At 46.3% G+C, this 24,311-nt stretch carries 21 protein-coding genes; 12 read left to right on the top strand and 9 right to left on the bottom strand.

Annotated elements, in window-relative coordinates; genetic code table 11:
- The first annotated feature begins 54 nt into the window (after positions 1-54).
- From ccoO to ccoS, 8 genes are all read left to right on the top strand, one after another.
- The gene (gene ccoO / locus P8S55_RS03285; RefSeq protein ID WP_289224856.1) at positions 55-894 is read left to right on the top strand and encodes a cytochrome-c oxidase, cbb3-type subunit II; all 840 of its coding nucleotides are present in this window, start codon (positions 55-57) and stop codon (positions 892-894) included.
- Positions 887-1,069 (top strand): hypothetical protein, encoded by a 183-nt coding sequence (locus P8S55_RS03280; RefSeq protein WP_289224855.1) that lies wholly within the window; start codon positions 887-889, stop codon positions 1,067-1,069. The genes ccoO and P8S55_RS03280 overlap by 8 nt, the downstream gene beginning before the upstream one ends.
- Positions 1,070-1,089: 20 nt before the next feature.
- Positions 1,090-2,001 carry a cytochrome-c oxidase, cbb3-type subunit III gene (gene ccoP, locus P8S55_RS03275; RefSeq protein WP_289224854.1) on the top strand — a complete coding sequence of 304 codons (912 nt, stop codon included), beginning with the start codon at positions 1,090-1,092 and terminating at the stop codon, positions 1,999-2,001.
- A gap of 76 nt (positions 2,002-2,077) precedes the next feature.
- Positions 2,078-2,203, top strand: a complete 126-nt coding sequence (locus tag P8S55_RS03270; protein ID WP_289224853.1) for a hypothetical protein — start codon at positions 2,078-2,080, stop codon at positions 2,201-2,203.
- 139 nt (positions 2,204-2,342) lie between these two features.
- Complete coding sequence (gene ccoG / locus P8S55_RS03265; protein ID WP_289224852.1) at positions 2,343-3,809, top strand: cytochrome c oxidase accessory protein CcoG; 1,467 nt, start codon at positions 2,343-2,345, stop codon at positions 3,807-3,809.
- An 87-nt stretch (positions 3,810-3,896) separates the two neighbouring features.
- Entirely contained in the window at positions 3,897-4,418 is a 522-nt protein-coding gene (locus P8S55_RS03260) for a FixH family protein (protein WP_289224851.1), read from the top strand.
- A 3-nt stretch (positions 4,419-4,421) separates the two neighbouring features.
- A complete protein-coding gene (locus tag P8S55_RS03255; protein ID WP_289225303.1) occupies positions 4,422-6,893 on the top strand; it encodes a heavy metal translocating P-type ATPase in 2,472 nt (823 codons plus the stop codon).
- Positions 6,894-7,082 carry a cbb3-type cytochrome oxidase assembly protein CcoS gene (gene ccoS, locus P8S55_RS03250; protein WP_289224850.1) on the top strand — a complete coding sequence of 63 codons (189 nt, stop codon included), beginning with the start codon at positions 6,894-6,896 and terminating at the stop codon, positions 7,080-7,082.
- Positions 7,083-7,153: 71 nt separating this feature from the next.
- On the opposite strand, the gene P8S55_RS03245 is transcribed toward ccoS, so the two are convergent.
- The 8 genes from P8S55_RS03245 to def are packed head-to-tail and all read right to left on the bottom strand — an operon-like array spanning position 7,154 to position 16,937.
- Positions 7,154-8,605: a TrkH family potassium uptake protein gene (locus P8S55_RS03245; RefSeq protein ID WP_289224849.1), complete on the bottom strand. Its 1,452-nt coding sequence runs from the start codon at positions 8,603-8,605 to the stop codon at positions 7,154-7,156.
- A gap of 15 nt (positions 8,606-8,620) precedes the next feature.
- Entirely contained in the window at positions 8,621-10,030 is a 1,410-nt protein-coding gene (trkA, locus tag P8S55_RS03240) for a Trk system potassium transporter TrkA (protein WP_289224848.1), read from the bottom strand.
- A gap of 10 nt (positions 10,031-10,040) precedes the next feature.
- Positions 10,041-11,408: a sigma-54-dependent transcriptional regulator gene (locus P8S55_RS03235; protein WP_289224847.1), complete on the bottom strand. Its 1,368-nt coding sequence runs from the start codon at positions 11,406-11,408 to the stop codon at positions 10,041-10,043.
- A 20-nt stretch (positions 11,409-11,428) separates the two neighbouring features.
- Positions 11,429-13,627, bottom strand: coding sequence for a sensor histidine kinase (locus P8S55_RS03230; RefSeq protein ID WP_289224846.1), 2,199 nt, complete (start codon positions 13,625-13,627; stop codon positions 11,429-11,431).
- Positions 13,624-14,187 carry a DUF4390 domain-containing protein gene (locus tag P8S55_RS03225; protein ID WP_289224845.1) on the bottom strand — a complete coding sequence of 188 codons (564 nt, stop codon included), beginning with the start codon at positions 14,185-14,187 and terminating at the stop codon, positions 13,624-13,626. The genes P8S55_RS03230 and P8S55_RS03225 overlap by 4 nt, the downstream gene beginning before the upstream one ends.
- Positions 14,184-15,503, bottom strand: a complete 1,320-nt coding sequence (gene rsmB, locus P8S55_RS03220) for a 16S rRNA (cytosine(967)-C(5))-methyltransferase RsmB (protein WP_289224844.1) — start codon at positions 15,501-15,503, stop codon at positions 14,184-14,186. Before rsmB ends, P8S55_RS03225 begins: the two co-directional genes overlap by 4 nt.
- Positions 15,500-16,426: a methionyl-tRNA formyltransferase gene (gene fmt / locus P8S55_RS03215; RefSeq protein WP_289224843.1), complete on the bottom strand. Its 927-nt coding sequence runs from the start codon at positions 16,424-16,426 to the stop codon at positions 15,500-15,502. The genes rsmB and fmt overlap by 4 nt, the downstream gene beginning before the upstream one ends.
- A gap of 1 nt (position 16,427) precedes the next feature.
- On the bottom strand, positions 16,428-16,937 hold the full coding sequence (gene def / locus P8S55_RS03210) for a peptide deformylase (RefSeq protein WP_289224842.1): 510 nt from the start codon (positions 16,935-16,937) through the stop codon (positions 16,428-16,430).
- A 72-nt stretch (positions 16,938-17,009) separates the two neighbouring features.
- Between def and dprA the strand changes: the two genes are divergently transcribed.
- The 4 genes from dprA (at position 17,010) to P8S55_RS03190 (ending at position 23,216) form a co-directional block, all read left to right on the top strand.
- Entirely contained in the window at positions 17,010-18,158 is a 1,149-nt protein-coding gene (gene dprA / locus P8S55_RS03205) for a DNA-processing protein DprA (RefSeq protein WP_289224841.1), read from the top strand.
- Between the two features lie 101 nt (positions 18,159-18,259).
- Positions 18,260-20,692, top strand: a complete 2,433-nt coding sequence (gene topA / locus P8S55_RS03200) for a type I DNA topoisomerase (RefSeq protein ID WP_289224840.1) — start codon at positions 18,260-18,262, stop codon at positions 20,690-20,692.
- 95 nt (positions 20,693-20,787) lie between these two features.
- Entirely contained in the window at positions 20,788-22,551 is a 1,764-nt protein-coding gene (gene argS, locus P8S55_RS03195; protein WP_289224839.1) for an arginine--tRNA ligase, read from the top strand.
- Positions 22,551-23,216 (top strand): SPOR domain-containing protein, encoded by a 666-nt coding sequence (locus P8S55_RS03190; protein WP_289224838.1) that lies wholly within the window; start codon positions 22,551-22,553, stop codon positions 23,214-23,216. Before argS ends, P8S55_RS03190 begins: the two co-directional genes overlap by 1 nt.
- A 21-nt stretch (positions 23,217-23,237) precedes the next feature.
- Here P8S55_RS03190 and P8S55_RS03185 read toward each other — a convergent pair whose 3' ends face one another.
- Entirely contained in the window at positions 23,238-24,275 is a 1,038-nt protein-coding gene (locus P8S55_RS03185) for a GGDEF domain-containing protein (RefSeq protein WP_289224837.1), read from the bottom strand.
- Between the last annotated feature and the right edge of the window lie 36 nt (positions 24,276-24,311).

The raw sequence follows: 24,311 nt of genomic DNA, 5'->3' as shown, positions 1-24,311 counted from the left end.
GGGGTGAGGGTACAAGCTCACCCTATCGATTAATGAGTTGAGGAGCAGAAACTCATGGCAGATGAAAAACCAAAAAATTTCCAGGATCGTTCAGAGCGTAATATTTTTGCGCTGATGTTGGCTACCGCTTTCGTAGTGTCAATTGCGGGTATTGTTCAAATCGTACCTCTGTTCTATCTCAAGTCAGCTGTTGATTACACTGAGAAAACCGACAAGTACGGTAACGTTAAAAACGAAAAATTCCCAGAGTTAGTTTGGGAGCGCTCTTTTGAACTTGATGAAGAGGGTAGAGTGGTATTGGCGCAAGGTAGTGAAAACAAGCGCTTGATCTACAAAAATGCCAACGGTTCATGGGGTTCAGACTGGAAAGCAGGCGACGGTGTTCGCCCTTATACTCCTTTAGAGTTAGCTGGACGTGAAATTTATATTCGTGAAGGCTGTTATATTTGTCACTCACAAATGATTCGTCCGTTCCGTGATGAACGTGAACGTTATGGACATTTTTCTTTGGCCACCGAGTCAATGTATGATCATCCATTTCAATGGGGTTCAAAACGTACCGGTCCTGATTTGGCACGTGTAGGCGGTAAGTTCTCTGATGAATGGCATGTTATGCATTTATTGCGTCCTCAAGACCTAGTGCCGGAATCTGTTATGCCAGCTTATCCTTGGTTAGCTGAAAATAGCATTGAAACCAGCTTTTTCGGTATTAAGCGTGATATGGAACGTCGCCTAACAGCTTTGCGTCGAATTGGTGTTCCTTATACTGATGCCGAGATTGCGCTGGCACAAGATCATATCCGTGGAAAAACAGAAATGGATGCGATTGTAGCCTATATGCAGGTTCTTGGGACAATGGTTAGACTAGACGACAGTAAGGTTTACCGTGAGTGATAAGCAAAACTACTTCAGCACTGATTGGGCTGCGATGACCGGCCACGATTGGGCTGGACTGATTGTAACGGTACTTATATTTTTTGGTATGGCGATAACTTTTTGGTGGGCGCTAAAACCAAGTAGACGCAAAGAGCTTGAAGAGCAAAAATATAAAGTACTTGATGACGATTGATTATTTTGAGGAGAATAAGTATGGCACAACATAATCCATGGCCTGATGAAGGCAACACGGGGCATATTTGGGACGAGGATATCCGTGAATTGGATAATCCGCCTCCCCTTTGGTGGATGCTAGCGTTTTACGCTGGTTTTGTAATGATTATTTTTTATGCACTTTATTATCCAACTATTCCGTTAGCAAATAGCCATACAAAGGGCCTGGCTGGCTGGACGGCGGTTGGGGAGTATAAGGAAAGCAAAGCTCAGCTTGAAGCCTGGCGTCAAAGAACCTTTGCTGCTGAAGAAGAGCAGCTTAGAACGTTGGATGTTACAGAAATTCTAGCCGATGATAATTTGCGTGCATATGCGGTAAACACTTCAAAAGTATTATTTGGTGATTATTGTATGGCTTGTCATGGTTGGGGAGGTGCAGGTAATCCTAACTTCCCCATCCTTGCTAACGATGATTGGCAATGGGGCGGTACAGTTAAGGATATTGAAGCGGCAATGATTCATGGGCGTGTAGGTAATATGCCTGCGCGTGGCATGATGGGTAACCTTACGGATGAAGAAGTGGTGCAGGTTGCAGAGTATTCATTAGCCTTGGCTAATGGTGAAGGCGAAAATGCTGAATTTGCTGTTGGCAAAGCGTTATATAACGGCAAGGGATTGTGTATGGCGTGTCATGGTCCAGCGGGTAAGCCTTTGGCCGCAGCCGGCGCATCAAATCTAGCGGATCAGGTTTTCCGTTTCCAGGGGGTACCGGGTAATCTGCAGGCCTCTGTCCTTGACTCTTATATCTACACCATTAAATATGGCGTAGGTCAGCAGATTGAAGGTAGTCGCCAGGCAGTAATGCCTTCTTTCAGAGAGCGTTTGCCTGATGCTGATGTAAATATTAAGCGTTTAGCAGTCTATGTTCACCAATTAGGTGGTGGTCAGTAGGCTATCCAGAACTAGCCTGTTTTTTATTAAGCGGGTTAGCTATTATTCTGTTTAACCTAAAACAAAGGAGGTCACCATGGGTGGTGAACTAAATAACGATTGGGTACTTTGGGCGTCTATATTGGCGATTTTATTCACTATTGTTTCTGGGATCGTTTTTGGCTGGAAAATGTTTATGAACATGGATTCTAAAAAAAACTAGTTTTTATCTTTTTCAATAAATAATAGGCCTTAATTTAGGCCTATTATTATTTATAGGCAGCTATAAGTTCTATTATCTTTTCAGGCCTGCAGTAAGTATTAAAATGCGAATGTATTGTCATAAATTTTAAGGATAAAAAATGGCTGATCCAAATAAAGAAATTTATCGTCCAAAAATACATACCGGCTCCCTACTGGATGATGTGGATGTTAAAGCATCCAGAACATTGGATGATATAGGTGTTGAAATCCTACCGCTCCATACTGGCGGAACGGTTCATGCCAAACGCACCGGAGGTAAGTTTAGAACCTTTAAATGGCTTGTTGCCTCATTTTGGATTATTTTGTTTGTCGGTCCTTATTTAAGATGGGATGGAAATCAAGCAATTTTATGGGATTTAGCTAATCGTCAGTTTAATATTTTCGGTCTGACGATTTTGCCGCAAGATATTTGGATGCTGGCAATGATACTGTTGTTTTTCGCCTTGTTGCTTGCAGCCTCTACAGCGATAGTTGGGCGCGTTTGGTGTGGTTACTTTTGTTTCCATACCGTTTGGGTTGATGTGTTTACGTGGATTGAGGAAAAGGTAGAGGGGCGGCCAGCTAAACGCATCAAACTTGATGCTGAACCCATGTCATTGAGCAAATTCAAAATAAAACTGCCTAAACATATCGCATGGATACTAATTTCGTTTATGACTGGATTTAGTTTTGTGGCTTATTTTACCGATGCCTTTCAGCTTTGGGAGCGCATGTTTAGTTTGCAGCTAGGCAGTATTGAATTAGCTGTCATTGGCGTATTAGCGCTATTAACTTACCTTACAGCAGGGTTCATGCGTGAGCAGGTTTGTATGGGTTTTTGTCCCTATTCACGTATTCAGGGTGCTATGACGGATACCGAAACAGTGATGCCAACGTATGACCGTGACCGTGGTGAGCCTCGTGGCCGTACGAAGCGTCCTAAGCCTGGTGAAGAAGCACCCGTGTTGGGTGACTGTATTGATTGTCGTATGTGTGTCGATGTTTGTCCAACAGGGGTGGATATTCGTTTAGGCCAGCAATTTGGTTGTATTACCTGTGGTTTGTGTATTGATGCTTGTGATGAAATCATGGAGAAGGTTAAAAAGCCTAAAGGGTTAATACGTTACGCTGCAATTAATGAATTTGCAGGTAAGCCATTGCCTCCTATATGGCGTCGTCCGCGTGTTATTGTCTATTCATCCATTATGGCTATTGCTGCTGCTGCCATGATCTGGGGTTTGACTCATATGGACCCAATGGATGTGACAGTATTAAAAAACCGTTCGCCTTTATTTGTTCAAATGAGCGATGGAACCATTCAGAATAAATATGAAGTTAAAGTGGTAAATAAAACGAATGACCTGATTCGAGCGCAGATTGAAGTTTTTGGTCATGACGATTTGTTCTTTATTGCCGATCGCGTTGCAGATGTGGCACCTGGTACGGTGGGTTCGTTATCCTTGTTGGTCAGAATTCCTCGTAGTACGGTGGGAACAGATTCATTACCCATTTATGTTGTGGTTACAGATTTAAACAACCCTGATGTTGTAGAACGATATCGCAGTGTTTTCCATGCACCAAAATAGCCTGTAATCATAGTGTTAAAATGCGATATAATCATAACCCTCATGCAGAGGGTTTGGTTTATAAGCTGATAGGATAAGGTAGGGAATATGAGTGAAGAAAAAGTAGATAATCGTGATTGGAGCGTGGCTTGGAAAAATCCACTGGTCATTTTTTGGTTTGGTATTTTATTGACCGTGGTACTGGTTAATTCATTTATGGTTAGTATGGCGATTACTACCGCACCAGGTCTGGTAATCGATAATTTTTATGAACGTGGGAAAAACCATGCGGCTATTATGGCTCGACGTACCGAGATGGAAGCAATGGGTTGGCAGTTAGATGTCGATTTACCCATTTTGTCTGAAGGCAAGGCCGATACCATTACATTGCTAATTAAAGATAAAGATAATCGCGCCTTTAGTGTAGATTCAGCGATTCTTTATTACTATCGCCCATCAGATCGTAATTTGGATGGTCAGATTGAGCTTCAGCATTTAGGTTCTCCGGGCAAATACAGTGCAGAATTTATGTTACCTGTTAAAGGCAAGTGGGACTTTATTCTTGAAGTGGTTCAGGGGGATTTGAAGTACAGTGTGGGCCGCTCAATTATGGTTCAAGACCCACTTTAATTGATGGCGCAATGTTATCATTGCGGTCAAGAGATTAAACCCTCCGAACGAATTGATCGCATCATTAAAGGCACAGAGCGCGGTTTTTGTTGCCATGGTTGCGCATCTGTTTGTGAAGTAATCCATGATTCAGGTCTTGAAAGCTTTTACAGGTTGTCTCCTGATACGCAACGCCCCGTTGCCCCTTCAGCTGATCTGGTAAAAGGAGCGGAGTTTTATGACTATGATGAAGTCCAGTCACAATATGTAAAAGACCTTTCGAGCCAGCGTCAGATTACCTTGATGTCTGACTCGATTCATTGCGCCGCATGCATTTGGTTAATTGAGCACTCACTTGCTAAGCTTGATGGCATTCAACACGCCAATGTCAATTTCACCAATCGCCAAATAAAATTGCGTTGGGACAACAATAAAATTCATCTTTCAAAAATTCTCAAGCAACTTAATCAAATTGGCTATGAAGCGCGTCCCTATGATGCGGAAGAAAGTGAGCAGGCCTATAAAAAGGCTAACCGAGATTTGCTTTATCGAATGGGGTTCGCTGGCTTTGCACTGATGAATGCCATGTGGTTTTCTGTTGCGCTTTATACTGGAGCGGCAGACGATAACGAGTATAAATCCTATTTTTATTTTATGCTGTTTCTAATAGCCAGCGCTACGATTGTTTATTCTGCGCAGCCCTTTTTTAAAGGTGCTTGGCAAAACTTAAAAGCCAAAACACTGGGTATGGATAGTTCGATTGCGCTTGGTATGTTGGTCACCTATATATATTCTGTCTGGGTGATGTTAAACCCTGAGGGCGGGAAACAAGTTTTTTTTGCGACAGTCATTGATTTAACTTTTTTGCTGTTGGTGGGTCGTTACCTTGAAGCCATTTCAAAAAACAAGGCGCTTGATGCAACAAAGCGTTTGATGGACTTGCAGCCGAAAATGGCAAGACTATGGTTAAACGGTCAAGAGCAGATTGTGCCAGTACGTTTATTGAAAGTCGGAGAACGTGTGCTGGTAAAACCAGGTGACAAGCTACCGGTGGATGGACGTATTGTTGAGGGAAGCGGTAATGTCAATGAGTCGATGCTGAGTGGCGAATCGCGTGAAGTATTTAAGCAACCAGGCCTGGTGGTGTCAGCAGGGACAATGAACCTGGATGGCTCGCTAGTTATAGAAGTTGAAAACACGCTGGAAAACACCCGTCTTGGCCGGATTATTCATCTAGTTGAAGATGCACAAGGTTCTAAAGCCAGTATTCAGTGTACGGCAGAAAAAATCATGCCCTGGTTTGTCAGCGTAACCATTACCCTAGCAGTGATTGCGTTTGTATTCTGGTTTTTTCAGTCTGGCATTGAAGTGGCGATTATGGCGGGTACGGCGGTGTTGATTATTACTTGTCCGTGCGCGCTAGGTTTGGCGACACCGATGGCGATGGCGGTGGCGGCGGGCGTTTCAGCACGAAATGGAATTCTGGTTAAAAATGGGGTGGTTTTGGAAATGCTTAATGAGATTGATCATTTTGTGTTTGATAAAACCGGCACCCTGACCAAGGGCAATATGAAATGGGTCGCAGATCAGTGGAATGAGGGTGTTGATCACCAGGCCTGGTTGAGTAAGCTAGCGCATATTGAGCAAAAATCAGAACATAGTCTAGCGCGCGCAGTGGTGAGTGCTGCAGATGAACATCAACCGGATTGGCGCAACCAGGCCTGGTTGGTGGATGACTTTAAGGCCGAGCCGGGACGAGGTGTCAGCGCGCAAGTTGATGGCCAACGTATTCGCATCGGAACGGCCAGCTGGCTAAAACTAGCGGATATTAATTTGCCTGCGCATTTACACGTCTTTGAGCAGCAACAAGCCGAGCTGGGTCGAACCAGTGTTTGGGTGGCAGCGGACCAACAGGTCATCGGCGTATTGGCGATTGAAGATGAGTTGCGCGAGGATGCCAAGGATTTAATTGATCGGCTTAAGGCGCGTGGTAAAAAAATAACCCTGTTAAGTGGTGACCGTTATACCGTCGCTCGCGCCGTCGCCGCGCAATTGGGTGATATTGATGTGATTGCTGAAGTCTTACCAGAAGACAAAAGTGATGTGATTATTAAACTGCAACAGCAGGGCGCAAAAGTTGCGATGGTGGGTGATGGGGTAAATGATGCGCCAGCACTGAGTCGTGCGCATGTAGGGTTTGCCTTGGGTTCAGGCACCGATGTCTCGATGGACTCGGCCGATATTGTGCTACTAAACAATCAGCTGGTAGCGATAGATACCGCGTTGGATTTGTCGGCTCGTACACTTAAAACGGTAAAAGAAAACATTGGCTTATCGATAGCCTATAATATCACCATGGTACCGCTAGCGATGGCGGCGATGTTAACTCCGCTGATGGCTTCAATTACCATGCCATTGAGTGGGCTGGCGGTGATTTTAAATGCTATGCGTATCCGCCGGTTTTATGTGGATAGGCAGACTAATAGGAATAAATAGATGGACATAATCTATATCACCATACCGCTAGTGTTGATTGTTGGGAGCCTAGTAGTTGCGATGTTTATTTGGATGGCTAAAAAAGGTCAGTTCGACGATTTAGACGGCGAAGGCCACCGTATCCTATTTGACGACGAAGGCCCACAAGAGCAAACCCCAGATAAAGATAAGACGCAGCCTAAAGAGTAAGCGGCGGATAAAAACAACGCCTTGGGTTTTAATCCCGGATATTTATGAAATAGCCGGGGGATATAGCAGGCTTAAGCGCGCCAGAAAGTGCGCGTTAGGATAACTAACAGCGTAAAGATTTCCAAACGTCCTAACAGCATGGAGAGGGTGAGTATCCATTTTTGTGGATCATTGAGGCCACCAAAGTTGGCGGCGACGTCACCCAGGCCTGGGCCAAGATTGTTCAGGGTGGCGGCGGTGGCGGAAAACGCAGTAACCTGATCCATGCCAAGCATCATCAGCGCTAATAAAATCACCGCAAAGGTCGCCACATAAAGCGCAAAAAAGCCCCAAACCGATGACATCACCCGTTCGGAAATCGTGCGGCCATTCAACTTAACCGGCATTAGGGCGTTCGGGTGCATTAAGCGTTGAATTTCACGAGCGCCTTGCTTTAATAGCAACAAGAAACGTATCACCTTAATCCCGCCGCCGGTAGAGCCAGCACTGCCGCCAATAAAACTCATAAAAATCAGCATGACCGGTAAAAAACCGGGCCACATCGCAAAGTCGGCGTTGCCAAAGCCGGTGGTGGTGGAAATCGATACCGTCATAAATGCGCCATAACGCAAGGATTCGAGCAGGGTGTCATAGACCTGTTGGGAGTAGAGATACAGCGTGCTAATCGCCACACCAACAAGCAGTACCAAGGTGTAGGTCCGAAATTCGGGATCAAAAAAGTAGGGCTTGGCTTTGAGGGAGCGAAAGGCGCGAAAATGCAACGCAAAGTTTGCGCCGGCTAAAAACATAAAGAAAATCGCAATCGCCTCAATCACAGCGCTATCAAAATAACCGATACTGGCATCATGGGTTGAAAACCCACCAATGGCGACGGTGGAAAAACTATGACCAATCGCGTCAAACCAGCTCATGCCTGCCATCCAGTAAGCCATTGCACAGACAATTGTTAGCGATAAATATATCATCCACAGGGTTTTGGCGGTTTCGGAAATGCGGGGCGCGAGTTTGTTGTCTTTGCTAGGGCCTGGCATTTCAGCGCGATAAAGCTGCATCCCGCCGATACCGAGCATCGGTAAAATGGCCACCGCCAGCACGATAATTCCCATACCACCTAGCCATTGGAGTTGTTGGCGATACCATAAAATGGCATGGGGCATATCATCTAACCCACTCAGTACGGTGGCACCGGTCGTGGTCAAGCCGGAAAAGGACTCAAATATCGCATCGGTAATGCTGATCGGCACCTCTTCTTCAAGCACAAAAGGCAGGGCGCCCACCAAACCGAGCGCGGTCCAGAACATCACCACCACGATAAAGCCATCGCGTATTTTAAGATCACGTTTGTGGTGGCGATTTGGGTACCAAAGTAGGCTACCGGCAATGAGTGTCAGTAACATCGCCGTGACAAACGCCATCACCGCGCCGTCTTGGTAAATCAATCCAATTGTAATCGGCGGGACGAGGCTTAGGCTGTAGAGCATCAGCAATAGCCCAAGAATTTTGATAATCATTTTAGCTTGCATAGCACTATTCCAGGATTAGCTGAACCAAGAGCGGGGTTCTTCAGGCATAAAGAGCTGGGTAATTTCATCAATCCGAGCGCGGTCAGTCAAAAAGAGCACCACATGATCTTCCGCTTCAACCACCAAGCCACGGTGCGCAAACAACACCTTATTGTCTCGCACTATACAGCCGATAGTAATGTCCTTGGGCCAGTCAATTTCAATCAGGGTTTTGCCGATCAGTTTGGAGCTATTTTCGCTGCCATGCACAATAATTTCCATTGCCTCTGCCGCGCCGCGCCGTAAGGTAAAGGCACGCACTGTATCGCCTTGGCGCATATAGTGCAATAAGTTATTGGTGGTAATACGGTCGGCAGAAATCGCGATATCAATCGAGTTTAGGTGAATCAGTTCAAGATAAGATTGGTTATTCACCAGTGCAATCACGCGACGCACACCGAGTTTTTTCGCCAGCATTGCGGAGATAATGTTCGCCTCATCACGGTTGGTCACCGCCACAAACAAGTCAATCTCATCAATGTTTTCTTCGAGAAGCAGATCTTTGTCGGCGACATCGCCATGGATAATAATCGCCTTTTCTAATACTTCCGCAATTTCACGCGCACGACCAATATTGTGGTCGATAATTTTAACTTGATGGTTATTTTCTAAGTTTTTGGCGAGGTTAAAGCCGATGTGGCCACCGCCCGCGATCATAATATTACGGGCTTTTTTTTGCTTTTCGCGACGGAATTCTTCAACGATCAGGTGAACATCACGCGGTTCGGCAATAAAAAACACTTCATCGCCTACCCGAATAGTGACATCGCCGGTCGGCATGACCACTTCGTCTTGACGGTAAATCGCCACAATCCTAAAACCCACGCGATTCGGTAGATGATGTTTTAGTTCGGCAATTTTTTTGCCGACTAACGGGCCGCCATTGTGAGCGCGCATCGCCACTAGACGCACCTTGCCTTCGGCAAAGTCAATCACCTGCAGTGAGCCGGGATAGCTAATCAACTGCAAGATATAATCGGTGACTAGCCCTTCTGGACTAATGAGAACATCAATTGGAATAGCATCGGTACTATATTCACGGTTAAATAATTCCGGGTGTTGTAAATAACCCGAACCCCGAACCCGCGCAATTTTAGTGGTGGTTTTAAACAGAATATGGGCGATTTGGCAGGCACAAATATTGGTTTCGTCGTTTTGGGTCGCGGCAATTAACATGTCCGCATATTCTAATCCCGCTTGGATCAGTACATCTGGGTGTGAGGCATGGCCATGTACTGTATTAATATCTAAGCGGTCTTGCAGTCGTTGCAAGCTGGCATTGTCTAAATCGACAATCGTAATGTCGTTGTCGTTGTCGTTGTCGTTGACCAGCAACTCCGCTAAAGACGAGCCCAATTGGCCTGCGCCCAAAATAATAATATTCATAGTATTTTCCTTAAATCGGATCTTTTGGATCTATCTCTAATGCTTTGAGTTTGCGATAGAGGTGGGTGCGTTCAACGCCAGAGCGCTTGGCGGCTTCGGATACGTTGCCTGAAGTCTCGCGCAATAGCTGTTTTAAATAAGTGGCTTCAAAACGTTCTTTAGCAGTTTTGAGGTCAGTTGATGTGTCAATGTTCGCGCTGCTAAAAAATTGATGGAATGTTTGGTTAAGTGCGAGGGTTATTTCGTCTTCGCTTACCTCTGGTGTTTTACCTAAAATTAACAAACGCTGGATCAGGTTTTTGAGCTCACGTAAATTACCAGGCCAACTATATTGTTTGAGTTGGACAAGCGCATCACTAGAAAAGGCACGACGCGTTAGGCCATCATGTTGCACAAATTGATCAACAAAAAAGTAGACTAGATCCGGTAGATCCTCATTGTGTTGGCGCAGGGAGGGCATTATTAAAGGCATAACATTGAGGCGTTTGAACACATCCTCTCTAAAGCGTCCTTCATTGACTTCTTGTTCGAGGTCAGCTTGAGTGCTACATACAATACGTAGGTCAATCGGGTGAAGTTTTTCTGAGCCTTGGCGACGATAAGCTTGATGGAAAATTAAATCTGCTAAGCAGGCCTGGCTGTCGGGCGAGAGTTTTTCAACATGACTAATCACCAGGGTTCCGCCCTTAGCTTGCTCAATGTTACCCACCATGTTTTTATCTTGGATCGAGCTTCCAAGCCAATCATCTAGCTCAAGGTTGAGCTTTTCAGCTGACATAGCGGTTAGAGGCTGAAGTTTGCGTGGGCTCATTTGGTGCAAGGCTTGAGCAAAAAATGCTTTTCCACTGCCGGTTTCACCCAGCAAAAGGATCGGCATGGTGTATTTAGCAAGGCGTTCGATATTATCACGCTGCTGACGCATAAGCTTGCTATTGCCAATCGGCATCACCAGGCCTGGTTGTTGGACTTTGAGTTGACGGTTTTCGTGTTGCAAGCGATTATGCTCTAAGGCGCGCTCAGCCACAAGGATGAGTTTGGCGAGTGACAGGGGTTTTTCCATAAAATCGTAAGCCCCATAGCGTGTCGCCTCAATCGCTGTTTGAATGGTTCCGTGACCCGACATCATTATTACGCTGGTATGGTCGAGTAGTTGTTCAGCCTGCATTTCTTTTAGCAACGACAAGCCATCAATGTCAGGCATCCAGATGTCTAGAAAAATTAAATCAGGTACTTGATCACGCCAGGCTTGTCTTGCTTGAATTCCGTTGGCAGCAAGGCTTACTTTATAGCCTTCCTCGATAAAAATTTCTTCCATTAGACTGCGGATATCTTTTTCATCATCAACAATCAATAGTTTGGTTTGTCCGTTATTATGCATGGAAAGTGTCCAGTGACTGATTAATCGATTGTGGGTTGTGAGCCTACCGGCAGTTTAATTATAAAACAAGCGCCTTGTTCGGGTTGGCTCTCTATTTCAATTTGTCCTTTATGCTCTTCAATGATTTTTTTTACTATAGCCAATCCAAGTCCTGACCCTTTGGGTTTGTCGGTCGCATAGGGTTCGAAAATCCAGTTTAAGGCTTGTTCTGAAATCCCTTTGCCATTGTCCTGAATTTTAATCCTAATCGTGTCAACTAGGTTTTGACACTGGGTTTCAATCACTATTCGCGGACGCTCAATCTCTACTGTGGCTTCAAGCGCATTTTTAATCAGATTATGAAATAGCTGGCGCATGCGATGGCTGTCTACAAAAACAGCAGGACAGTTTGGATCAAGATTTAGTGTAATTTTACCTTCTTCATTCGGTGGTTGATAGAGGTTTACCACGGCACGAAGGAGTTGGTTGAGGTTTATCTTTTCTCGTTCAAGCTCCGGTGTGTGTGCAAAGTCGATAAACGCATCCACTAGGTTTTGCATACTGGAGACCTGTTCGACGATGGTTTGAGTCATCCGACTCAGTAGGTTGGCATCCTGTGGTTCAAGCTTGTTGATCAGTTTGTATTCTAGGCGCTCGGCACTGAGTTGGATAGGCGTGAGCGGATTTTTAATTTCATGGGCCAAGCGTCTGGCCACATCACTCCATGCTGCATGAAGCTGGGCTTGTACTAGCTCAGTAATGTCATCCAGCACAATAACGAACCCGCCAATTTTTTGATCTATGCTCGGTAGCGTTGAGCCATGAATAAGAATTATTTTTTGGTGATCGGTGGTGTTCAGTGTTAGTTGTAGGCTCCAGGGTTTGGTGTCCTTGTTGCCACTGGCTTTTTCAAAACGTGGCATTAAGGCGTCAAAAAAAGGCTGTAAGTGCGGGTTTGATTGGCTTGTGGTCAAGTCACTAAAGCGCTCTCCACTGTATTGGTGTAAGTCTAGGCCCAAAATTTCGCCTGCTTTATCATTAGCCGTGCGAATGCGATGGTTCATATCAAGGGTGATCACCCCGTTGGTCAGATTGCGAATAACCGCCTGAAAATAGAGGCGTTGAACTTCAGTTTGTTGGTGACTGACTTTAATGTCATTACGTGCTTTACCGATTTGTTTAATCATGTCGTTAAAGGATTGAATAAGCGCACCAAAGTCATCATTACGGTGCACACTCATTTGCGTTGTGTAATCGCCTTGAGCAACACGTTGTGTGCCTTGAGCGAGGCGGCGAATGGGGCGTGTGAGGTTTTGTGACGCTTGAATAATAAATAGCAAACTACTTACTAGGGTCAACAATAATACCAGCGATAGAATAAGGGTGAAACTGGTTTTAAGGGGCGTGCGCAGGTATTCGAGTTCATTGTACTGGCTTTCAGCTAGGCGTACTGAGTGGGCATAGCGAGTGATGCTTTCGGGTAGATTATAGATGACTTGCAATGGGTAGACTTGGTTTAAAAACGGGTCAATAACCGCAATCACCACGCGAATAATTTCGTGCTCAGCGTCATCGCTAGCTTCAATCGCGGCATAGTTCAAACGTTGGCGTGCTTGCCTTAGTAAACTTTCAGCAGGGCGATTAGGAAGTATTTCGGTGCCAAATTCATGGCTAAAAGCAACGAGTTGGCCATTGGGTTGGTAAAGTGCGACCTCTTTAGCTTCGAGTTGATTACGCAGTTCATTCACCGAAAAAGCCGGCGTTTGGGTTAAGAGGGGGCGCATGCTACGCTCGGCCTGCAGGGTTTTATTTAAATGATCGCGGGTTGCATAGTCTAAATTGGTTTTTACCAGGGCGCTGGCATCGGCAAGGGCTTGTTTGGTTTGTACATCGAACCACTGATCCACACTTTGATGAAGAACGCTTAAGCTAAAGTAAAACAAAATCAATATCGGTAAACTTAGAAGTAGCATCAAGCTCCCCGTAATTTTAAGCGTTGTTTTAATCCCTGAAGTTTTACGTTGATATTGGCGATAGAGTTCGAGTAGTTGACCAACAAGAAGCGTTAGTAACAGGAAAATACCACTAAAGCTAAATACGAGCAGCCCAATATAGTAGTTAACTAATTCCGGTGCGCGTTGGATAATCTGGCTCATCACCAGTAATGCAGCAAGCAGTAAACCTGTTGTGATAAATAACCAGCCGTAACTATTAAAAAAATTGATTTTTAACTTTTTCATCGGCCTGTTCCAAATAGTATTTTCTGCTCTAACCAGCCTGTGCTATAGAACCAGGACTGGTTAAATAAGGCGTGGCTAATCAGCGGTGCGGGAAGTTTAAGCCAGTCTAAGTCTATTTTTACTTGAAGAGTATAGTGTAAGCCAGCATGAAGATGGTTGACATCAACCAGTGAGAAATCTTCAAAACGTCCCAAGGTGTGCAGCGCATCCTCAAGGCTTAGAAAATGCAAGCGATTTTGATTGCGTAGATTGTGTAGCGTATAGCGTTTATAAAAGTGGGAGTAGCTTAACTCGGTACTATAGGTTATATCTAACACCTGGCTGCGAGTTCGAAAAAATAGAAATTGATTGCGTTGGTTGAGTTGGATGTGTGTTTTAAACCTAATCGGGATTTCATGTTCAATCGCTTGGCGGACTTCTTCGGGAAGAGCCACCTCAATTTGTCCGTGCATCACGAGTTGTTGTCCGACAATGCTATGGCTAAGCGAGGGGTGTTCCGACGTTGACCAGGCCTGGTAGGGCATTAACAATAGCATAAAACCTAACCAGGTGATTTTCATGGTTTTGTTGGACGCTTTTGTATTAATGCGTAATAAAAGCCATCCATCTCCTGTTCGCCAGGCAGGATTTGACGCCCGATCTCGCCGATTCCCCAGTCTACCGCGAGCGCTTGATGCAGTGCATCGGGGGTGCGGGCCAAAAATGCCGCGACCTGTTCGCTATTTTCTTGTGGTAACACTGAGCAGGTGGCATAGAGCAATTGGCCGCCGGGCTTGAGTGTTTGCCAAAGCTGATCCAGTAACCAGGCCTGGGTTTGGGCGAGACTGGCAATATCATCCGGCCGACGATGGCGTTTAATGTCAGGATGGCGGCGGATAATGCCGGTCGCGGAGCAGGGGGCATCGAGTAGGATTTGATCGAATAATTCGCCATCCCACCAGCTGGCTAATTCACCCGCATCGGCCACCTGTGTTTGGGCGTCGAGTTGCAAGCGTTGCAGATTTTGTTGCAAACGCGCCAGGCGATCAGGCTCTTTTTCTAGCGCTAACAACCCGACCTGGTTGTCGCAGGCCTCTAATAAATGCGCCGTTTTTCCACCTGGGGCGGCGCAAGCATCTAAAATCCGCATCCCCGCTTGTGGCTGTAGAATCAGCGCAGCTTGTTGTGCGGCGATATCTTGCACACTAAAACCGCCTTCCTCAAAACTCGGCAGCTGGGTGATGTCGAGGGGCTGAGCCAATTGAATCCCGACCGGGCTGAGTGGGTGAGCTTGGGCTTCAACGCCTGCTTCATCGAGCTTAGCGAGGAGGGTTTCGCGGCTTTGCACCCGCTCATTCACCCGCAAGCAGAGCGGAGCGGGTTGGTTGTTTTGGTTTAGGAGTTGCTCAATCTGTTGTGGATAGGCGTGTTGAAGCTGCTTTATCAGCCAGCTTGGGTGGGCGGTTTGTATTTCAAGGCTGTTAGGTAATTTAGCGAGCAAAGCCGCTCGCTCGCGTAAAAATTCACGCAATACGCCATTGAGCAGTCCACGCGCCCAGGGCTTTTTTAGTTTTTGACTGAGATTGACGGTTTCAGATACCGCGGCATGTTCGGCGGTGTCCATATACAGGATTTGGTAAAGCGCCATGAGCACCAACAGGTTGATGTCTTCGTCCTTAGCTTTCAGCGGCTTGCTAATCAATAAAGCGCGAATCGCCACCAAGCGATCATACCAACGTAAGCAGCCAAACACTAAGTGCTGCACAAACGCACGATCCCGGCGCTCAGGGAGATTGGCAAACGCTAAAGCCCGACTCAAGGATTGACCTTGTTTAACCACCGCCAGCAAGCCTTTAAGCGCGACCATACGAGGATTGGCAGCGGATTGTTGGCTCATTTTAATACCTGGCCCACTAGGTGGCGAGATAAGGCAAAATCATAGGCGCACATGGGTTTTTTGCCAGCGGGCTGAACTTGGGTGATGCGCAATAAACCTTGAGCGCAGCTGACATATATCCCCGATTTTTCAAGCAAAATGACCTCACCCACCTTGTCATGCTTAGGACCCTCAAGGGCTTGGGCGGCAAGAATGCGCAAGGGCTGAGCGTCAAACTCACAAAATGCCATCGGCCAAGGATTAAAGGCTTGAATGCGGCGTTGGATCGCGGCCGCTGATTGTGACCAATCTATTTTGGCTTCAGCTTTTGACAGCTTAGCCGCATAGCAGGCCTGGTGGTTATCTTGGGGTTCTGCTTGCAGTTGTTCGAGTTGATTGAGCGTGTCAACAATCGCTTGAGCGCCCTGAGAGGCTAGCTGGTCATGTAAGGTTTGCGCTGTGTCAGCAGGGGTAATGGGGCAATAGGTTTTGAGTAGCATCGCGCCAGTGTCAAGCCCGGCATCCATTTGCATAATGGTAATCCCAGTTTCAGCATCACCGGCTTCAATCGCCCGTTGAATCGGCGCCGCACCCCGCCATCGCGGTAACAAGGAAGCATGAATATTCAAACAACCCAGTTTGGGGGTGTCGAGTACCGCTTGGGGTAAAATCAAGCCATACGCCACCACCACCATGATATCGGCATTCAGTGCGGCAAACTCGGCTTGGGCTTTGGGTGTTTTCAGGCTTTCTGGCTGAAAAACCGGAATCTCGTTGGCCAGCGCCAATTGCTTGACTGGGCTAGCGGTCAATTTACGACCACGCCCCGCTGGGCGGTCGGGTTGGGTGTAAACCGCGATGACCTGATGCTCTGAATCAAGCAGGGCTTGTAACGGCGCAACCGAAAACTCGGGTGTGCCGGCAAATATAATCCGATAACTCATCTTAACGCTCCGCTTTTTCAGCTTGCAGTTTTTTAAATTTTTGTAGTAATCGTGTTCGTTTTAAGGGTGATAAATGATCAACGAACAGCTTGCCATTTAGATGGTCAATTTCATGTTGAATGCAAATCGCGAGTAGATCACTGGCTTCCATTTCAATTTGCTTGCCATCACGGTTCATGCCGCGTACCAGAATATCACTCGGTCGGTCTACCTTGGCATAAATATCGGGCAAGGATAGACAGCCTTCTTCCCAAGTGATTTGCCCTGCAGTGCGCACTATTTTAGGGTTAATTAGCGCAATCGGCTGGTCTTTTTTTTCCGATACATCCATCACAATCACGCGTTGCTGTACGGCAATTTGCGGTGCTGCCAAACCAATGCCCGGTGCATCGTACATGGTGTAAAACATATCATCAATTAACCGATCCAATTCATCGGTCATTTCGGTTACAGGAGCGCAGATTTCGCGCAGTCCTTGGTTAGGGAACAGGACAAGATCAAGTGTTTGCATAGAGGTATCGTCTTTTAAGTTTGTCTTTTAAGGTTTATACTTGAGATTTTAGTCCCTACATTATAGCGAATTATGAAGCAAATTGCCGATAAGCCCTGCTTAAGCGATTGGTTGCGTTTGCACCATGCGTTTTTAAGCGCCAAACAACTTGCCCGATTGCAGCAGCATTTCGGTGATTTAGCCAGTGCGCTGACCGCCAAGCCTGCTGATTGGTTGCAAGTTGAACGTTTTGGCGACAAGTTGGTGAATGGCGTATTCAAGCAAGACCCTGGGTTGGTTGAGAGGGCATTGGATTGGGCACAGCAGCCAAATCATCACATTATTACGCTCGATGATGCGGCTTATCCCGCTTTATTGCGTGAAGTTGCTGATCCACCTATTTTATTATATGTTCGTGGTGACTTGAGTTTGCTTGGGGCGCCGCAGCTTGCAGTGGTGGGCAGTAGACATGCGTCACGTCAAGGGCTAATCATTGCGCAAGAGTTCAGTCGCTACTTGTCTAATATCGGTTTAGCCATAACCAGTGGGTTGGCGCATGGCATTGATGGCGCAGCTCATCGCGGCGGTTTGCAAGGCATTGGCAAAACGCTGGCGGTGATCGGTACCGGCATTGATCGTATTTATCCAGCGGCGAACCAAAAGCTCGCGCGTGATATTGCCGAGCAGGGGGCGATCGTATCGGAGTATCCTCTGCAAACCCGCCCCTTGGCACAGAACTTTCCACGCCGTAACCGTATTATCAGCGGCATGGCAACCGGAACCTTGGTGGTAGAGGCGGCACTGAAAAGTGGTTCGTTGATTACCGCACGCCAAGCGATGGAGCAAGGCCGTGAGGTGTTTGCGATTCCCGGTTCAATCAATAATTCACTCGCTAAAGGCTGTCATCAGCTGATTAAACAAGGTGCAAAGTTAGTCGAAACCGCACAGGATATTTTAGAAGAGCTTGCGCCTTTAATTGCGTTTAGTTTACAGGCAGAGCAGCAGGCGTCTGTTCAGCATCAGCTCAAAAATTCAGCCGATCAAACTCAGCTCGAAGATAAGAATTTTGAGGAAAATCGCCATCCTCTGCTTGATTTAATCGAGTTTGAGCCGATTGGCCTTGATGAGTTGGTGGTGTTAAGTAAACTTCCCGCTTCTGAGGTGCAGGCGCAAATGATGATGCTTGAAATTGAGGGCTTGGTTGAACCCTTATCAGCCGCCAGATGGCAGCGTTTAAAATAATTTAATGCAAAATCTGCAAACAGTATTTGCAAAATACCAAGAAATTATGCACCCTAGAAAAAAGCAAACAACAAATCCATTAAAATCTAGTTAAGGTATTTATGAAAAACTTGGTGATTGTCGAGTCGCCTGCAAAGGCAAAAACGATTGAACAATATTTAGGCAAAGACTTTACCGTGCGTTCGAGTTTTGGTCACATTCGTGATCTCAGCAAAAAAGGCATGGGGATTGATATTGCCAATGGCTTTACGCCCAGCTATGAAATTTCACCGGACAAAAAGAAAACCGTAACCGAGCTGCGCAAGCTGGCCAAAGAAGCCGAGGCCGTATGGTTGGCGACGGACGAGGACCGCGAAGGGGAAGCGATTGCTTGGCATTTAGCCCAAGCCCTCAAGCTAGATGTTAAAACCACCAAACGGATTGTGTTTCATGAAATCACAAAAAACGCGATTACTCAGGCGGTAGCCCAGCCGCGTACGATCGATTTAAACCTGGTCGATGCCCAGCAAGCACGCCGTATTTTGGACCGTGTGGTTGGTTTTGAGCTTTCACCCGTGTTATGGAAGAAAATCCGCACTGGCTTGTCCGCTGGACGAGTGCAGTCGGTGGCGGTTCGTTTGATTGTTGAACGTGAACGAGAGGTTGATGCGTTTAATGCACAGGCTAGTTTTAAAATTCAAGGTCTGTTACAGCCGATTAACGAGCAGGGTGAGTTGGGTGAAGCCTTTAGCGTCAAACGTAATGCCGGTTTTGAAACAGAGCAACAGGCACAAGATTATCTTAATGCGTTGCTAGCGGCCGACTTAAGTGTTGTTGATTTAGAGCAAAAACCGGCTAAACGCTCACCCAAGGCCCCATTTACCACCTCAACCCTACAGCAAGAAGCCTCACAAAAACTGGGTTTTTCAGTCAAGCAAACCATGGTCATTGCCCAGCGATTGTATGAATCCGGTAAGATCACTTATATGCGTACTGACTCGGTGAACTTGTCAGAAACCGCTATTGATCAAGCCAAGTCGGTGGTGACTAAAGACTTTGGTGCGAAATTTAGCCATCCACGGCGTTATAAAACTAAAAAAGCCGATGCTCAAGAGGCGCATGAAGCAATACGTCCGACCGATTTTTCGGTGCGTGATGTGGGCGGTGAACGCAATGAGCAACGTTTATATCAACTGATTTGGCGACGCACTATGGCATCACAAATGGCGGATGCAGAGCTGTTGCGCACCACTGTAACTGTGGGAATCAGTTCGATGTCGAACGAAAACCTAATTGCCAAAGGTGAAATGGTCACATTTGAAGGCTTTCTTAAGGTGTATAACCTTGATGGCAGCAAAGATGACGATGTGTTGCTACCTGCGATGCAGGTCGGTCAGGGGCTGAGTCTGTTTGAAATGCAAGCCAAGCAAAGTTTTAGTCGCCCACCCGCCCGTTATAACGAAGCCAGCCTCGTGCGTACGCTTGAAGAAATGGGTATTGGGCGTCCGTCCACCTATGCGCCGACCATTGATACCATTCAACAGCGTGGCTATGTGGTAAAAGAAGACCGGGAAGGTACGCCGCGTGATGTGCGCCAATTAACGCTCAAAGACGGTCAAGTAAGTGCTGAAACCCTGAGTGAAATGGCGGGTAGCGAAAAAAACAAGCTCTTCCCCACCGATATTGCTGGGGTGGTGAATGACTTTTTGGTCAAAAACTTTGGTGAAGTGCTAGATTATCAGTTTACCGCCAAAGTGGAGCAGGAGTTTGACCAGATTGCCGAGGGCAACCAGGCCTGGCAACAAATGTTGGGTGACTTTTATACTAAATTCCACCCAAAGGTTGAGGATGCTGAAACCTTGTCGCGTGAACAAGCAGGCCAGTCACGTTTGCTAGGTACTGACCCGAAAACAGGCAAACCCCTGCTGGTTAAAATTGGTCGTTTTGGTCCGTTTGTACAGCTGGGGGAGGGCGAAGAAGATGACAAACCGACCTTTGCCAGTCTTACGCCTGGGCAGAAGATGGACACGATTAAACTTGAAGAGGCCTTGGAGCTGTTTAAACTGCCGCGCACGCTTGGTGAAATGCCTGAAGATTTTATGGCTACAGCGGCGGACGGTTCGGTGTTCGGTGTTAAGCAAGGTCAGGTGTTGATTGCTAAGCAAGGGCCGTTTGGTCCTTATTTGGAGTATGGTGAAAAACTGTTTGCGCCGATTAAGGGCTATGACCCCTTGAGCATTACGCTCGATGAAGCGGTGATGATGGTCGAAGCCAAGGTTCAAGCCGATGCCGATAAAATCGTGCGCAGCTTTGCTGGCACGGATATCAAGGTGTTAAACGGTCGTTGGGGTCCTTATATCACCGATACCAGCACCAAAGTGATTGCTAAAATAGCCAAAGCTGAAGACCCGATGGACTTAACGCTAGAAGAATGTCAAAAACGCCTCGCCGAAGCACCGCCGCCGAAAAAACGTGGCCGCGCCGCTGCTAAAAAGCCAGTCGCTAAAAAAACGGTTAAAAAGAAAGCGCCCGCTAAAAAGACAGCGGTGAAATAAATATTAACCTCCGGCCGCTAAGGTATTCAAAACCACCAGGCCTGGTGGTTTTAAGTTAAAATAGCGACCAATTTATTTAGTCAGACGAGATTCGTATGAAAACCAAATTAAACCAAGTTTTAATTGATGTCATTGATCAGCTAAAGAATCAGGGCGTGATTCCCACAGAGCAGGTCGTTCGTGTGCAGGTTGATGCCACCAAAGATAAAGCGCATGGTGATTTTGCGACCAATTTGGCGATGATGCTTGCCAAGCCAGCTGCTATGGCTCCGCGTGATTTAGCCGCAAAAATGATCGCATTACTCCCTCAGGACTCGGTGATTACAAAGGTTGAAATGGCAGGGCCGGGTTTTATTAATTTCTTTGTCGCTGATGAGGCTAAGTTTGGTGTTGTGAAGACGGTGCTAGAGCAGCAAGCCTGTTTTGGTCAGACGTCGGTTGGGCAAGGGCGCTCAGTCTTGGTCGAATTTGTTTCAGCAAACCCAACCGGGCCGCTGCATGTGGGACATGGTCGCGGTGCGGCTTATGGCGCAAGTTTAGCTAACCTCTTGGCTTTTGCTGGTTTTGATGTAACACGCGAATACTATGTTAATGATGCAGGCCGTCAAATGGATATTTTGGCGACGTCTGTTTGGTTACGTTATTTGGAAATTTGTGGTGAAACCTTTGCTTTCCCCAGTAATGGTTATAAGGGAGATTATATTTATGCCATTTCGCGTCAGCTTTTTGATCAGCGCGGTGATGGTTTGCGTAAGCCTGTTTTTGAAGTCTTTGCCGGTATTAGGGCGGATGAAGGCGAGCAGGGGGGCGACAAAGAGCAGCATGTTGATGATTTAATTGCGCGCGCCAAGGCGTTGTTGGGTGCAACCGATTATGAGCTGGTTTTTGGTTTGGTCTTGAGGGATATTTTGACCGATATTGAAGAAGATTTAGCTGGATTTGGCGTTACGTTTGATAATTGGTTTTCTGAACGATCATTAATGCATACGGGGGTGGTTGATGCAGCATTGGAAAAGTTGCAAAAATCCGGCAAAGTCTACGAACTTAATGGGGCGCTGTGGTTCCGCTCAACCGATTATGGTGATGAAAAAGACCGCGTGGTTGTTCGAGAGAATGGCTTGAAAACCTATTTTGCTTCAGATATTGCCTACCACTTTAACAAGTTAGAAAGGGGTTATGAAACCCTAATTGATATTTGGGGTGCGGATCATCATGGCTATATCTCTCGTGTAAAGGCGGCGATGCAGGCGATGGACACCAATCCGGATGCACTGGAAGTTCAGCTAGTCCAGTTTGCTATTTTATATCGCGGCGGTGAACGTGCTCAAATGTCAACGCGAAGCGGGGAGTTTGTAACGTTACGCGAGTTGCGTGAAGAGGTGGGTTCAGATGCGGCGCGCTTTTTTTATGTAGCCCGAAAATCTGAGCAACATATGGATTTTGATTTGGATTTAGCTAAGTCGAAGTCAAATGAAAACCCCGTTTATTATATTCAGTATGCCCATGCACGTATTTGTAATGTAATGAACCAATTAGAACCTAAAGGTTATCAACTTGACTTGTCACAAGGCTTGGCTAGCCTAGACTTGTTGGTCGAAACGCATGAAACCGATTTGGCTTCAAAAATTGCCCAGTTCCCTGAGTTAGTAAGTCGTGCAGCTCTTGCGCGTGAACCTCATCAAATTGCGTATTATTTAAAAGAGTTGGCGCATGGTTTACATAGCTACTATAACGCTTCGCAGTTTATCGTTGAAGAGGATGCCTTACGTAATGCGCGTTTGGTTCTGATTAGTGCTGTTGGGCAGGTGCTTAAAAACGGCTTGGCGATCATTGGCGTAAGTGCGCCAGAGTCCATGTAATGGCGCGTGACCTTCGGCATGGGCCAGCGCCCAAGTTTGAGTTTCAGCGTCGTTCGCAACAAATGTTGGCTGAGCAAGAAACCCGTGAGCGGCGTAAGCTGCCGTTTACCGGCAAGATAGGTTTGTTTTTTTTAAGCTTAGTGACCGCGTTTTTAATTATCAGCCATTTTATTCAGCAGTTTCAGCAGCGCGCTAGCGAATCGTCTCAGGCGAGTGAGGTTTATCAGCCACAGGTGGCGGATAAGAAACTTGAGCCGTTAAAGCCAGCTGTGGTTGAGCCATTGCCAAAGGGGTTGCCTGTAGGCCTAGATGCTAAATCGGTGGAAGCGCCCGCGTTAAACTACAGTTTTTATACGGAGCTTCCTCAAATGGAGGTGGTGGTTGATGTTGAGCCTTTGCCTATTGTTTTGCCTGAACCCATGTGGATTCAAGCCGGTTCGTTTCGTGATTTGGCTCAAGCGCAGCGGGAGCAGAGACGTTTATCTACTGAAGCCCGACAAATGTTGATTTCGCCAATAGATACCCAGAATGGTCGTTTTTATCGGATGATGCTGGGGCCGTTTACCGATCGATTAGCGTTAAATCAGCAGCGTAATGCGTTAAGGCGTCTAGGCGCAGATACGCGTGTTGTTAAAGCGCCTGCAAATACCTTGCCGTTAGAGTAATAGGGTGAGGCTTTGTGTCAGTTACTCCTGCTTAAGTGAGTCATCAAACTCACTAACAATACAGTTTCGACCTTGTTGTTTAGCACGGTAGAGCATATCATCTGCACGTTTGATAAAGTCGTCAATAGGTTCATATTGACGATATTGCGCTATGCCAAAAGACGCAGTAATATCAGGCAAAACCTCACCTGTGTCTTTGCGTTTGAGGTGAACTTTTTGTAGATCCTGTCTCAATGTTTCGGCATGGTTTTTAACCTGCTCCAGATCGGTATCTTTAATCAAGATGGCAAACTCTTCACCACCATAACGGTAATTGGTGAGGTTGGGTTTTTGTTCTTTTCTTAAAATATTGGCTAGATAACGCAAAACACTATCACCGACCAGGTGGCCAAAACGGTCATTGAAGCTTTTAAAGTGATCGATATCTGTCATAATTAAAAACAAAGAGCTGGCAGGCTCCTGGGTGGTTAGTTCCTCGATCGCAAGATTAAACGCTTTGCGATTACCCAGCTGGGTTAGCTCATCCTGCATGCTTTCAGCCCTAGCTTCTAATAGTTGTCGTTTGAGTCGTTGGATTTCAGTCAATGCAGTCATGAGTTCTTGCTGAAACGTCTGATTATGGTCGCGCATTTGTGCGGTGGTGTTAATCATTGAGTGGGTAAGGCTTTTTAATTCGTCCTGGTTGAGTGTGTTGTTTGATAAGTCTTTAGTGTATTTGTCGAATTGTTCGGTGCTACTTTCTAGCTTGTTTGTCCAGGCGGTTAGTTTTTTCATCATGGCATCAAGCAAACGTTTAAACAGTTTGTCTAAATCGGATTGCTCCTGATCATCATCTAGGTGTTCTGCATAGAGACGTCTGCCAGCACGATCATTGTAGCCAAAAGGGTCTTGAAGGATTAAGTCCAATTCTTGACGGAGTTTGGGCTTATCTCCTTTAAAGTAGCTGTACCAGACAAGATAATTGATTGGGCTGGGGTTGATCTGCTTTTCTTCGAAGATATCAGTGATGTGCTTAAAAATCTTTTGTGCTTTTTCAAAGGTATCAGGTTGCATGTTCATGGAATGGGCGCTCTCAAAAGTGTTATTAAAATTTTA

It is taken from the genome of Thiomicrospira sp. R3, from assembly GCF_029581415.1.
GTDB lineage: Bacteria > Pseudomonadota > Gammaproteobacteria > Thiomicrospirales > Thiomicrospiraceae > Thiomicrospira.
This window is presented reverse-complemented; position numbering and strand designations above follow the sequence as displayed.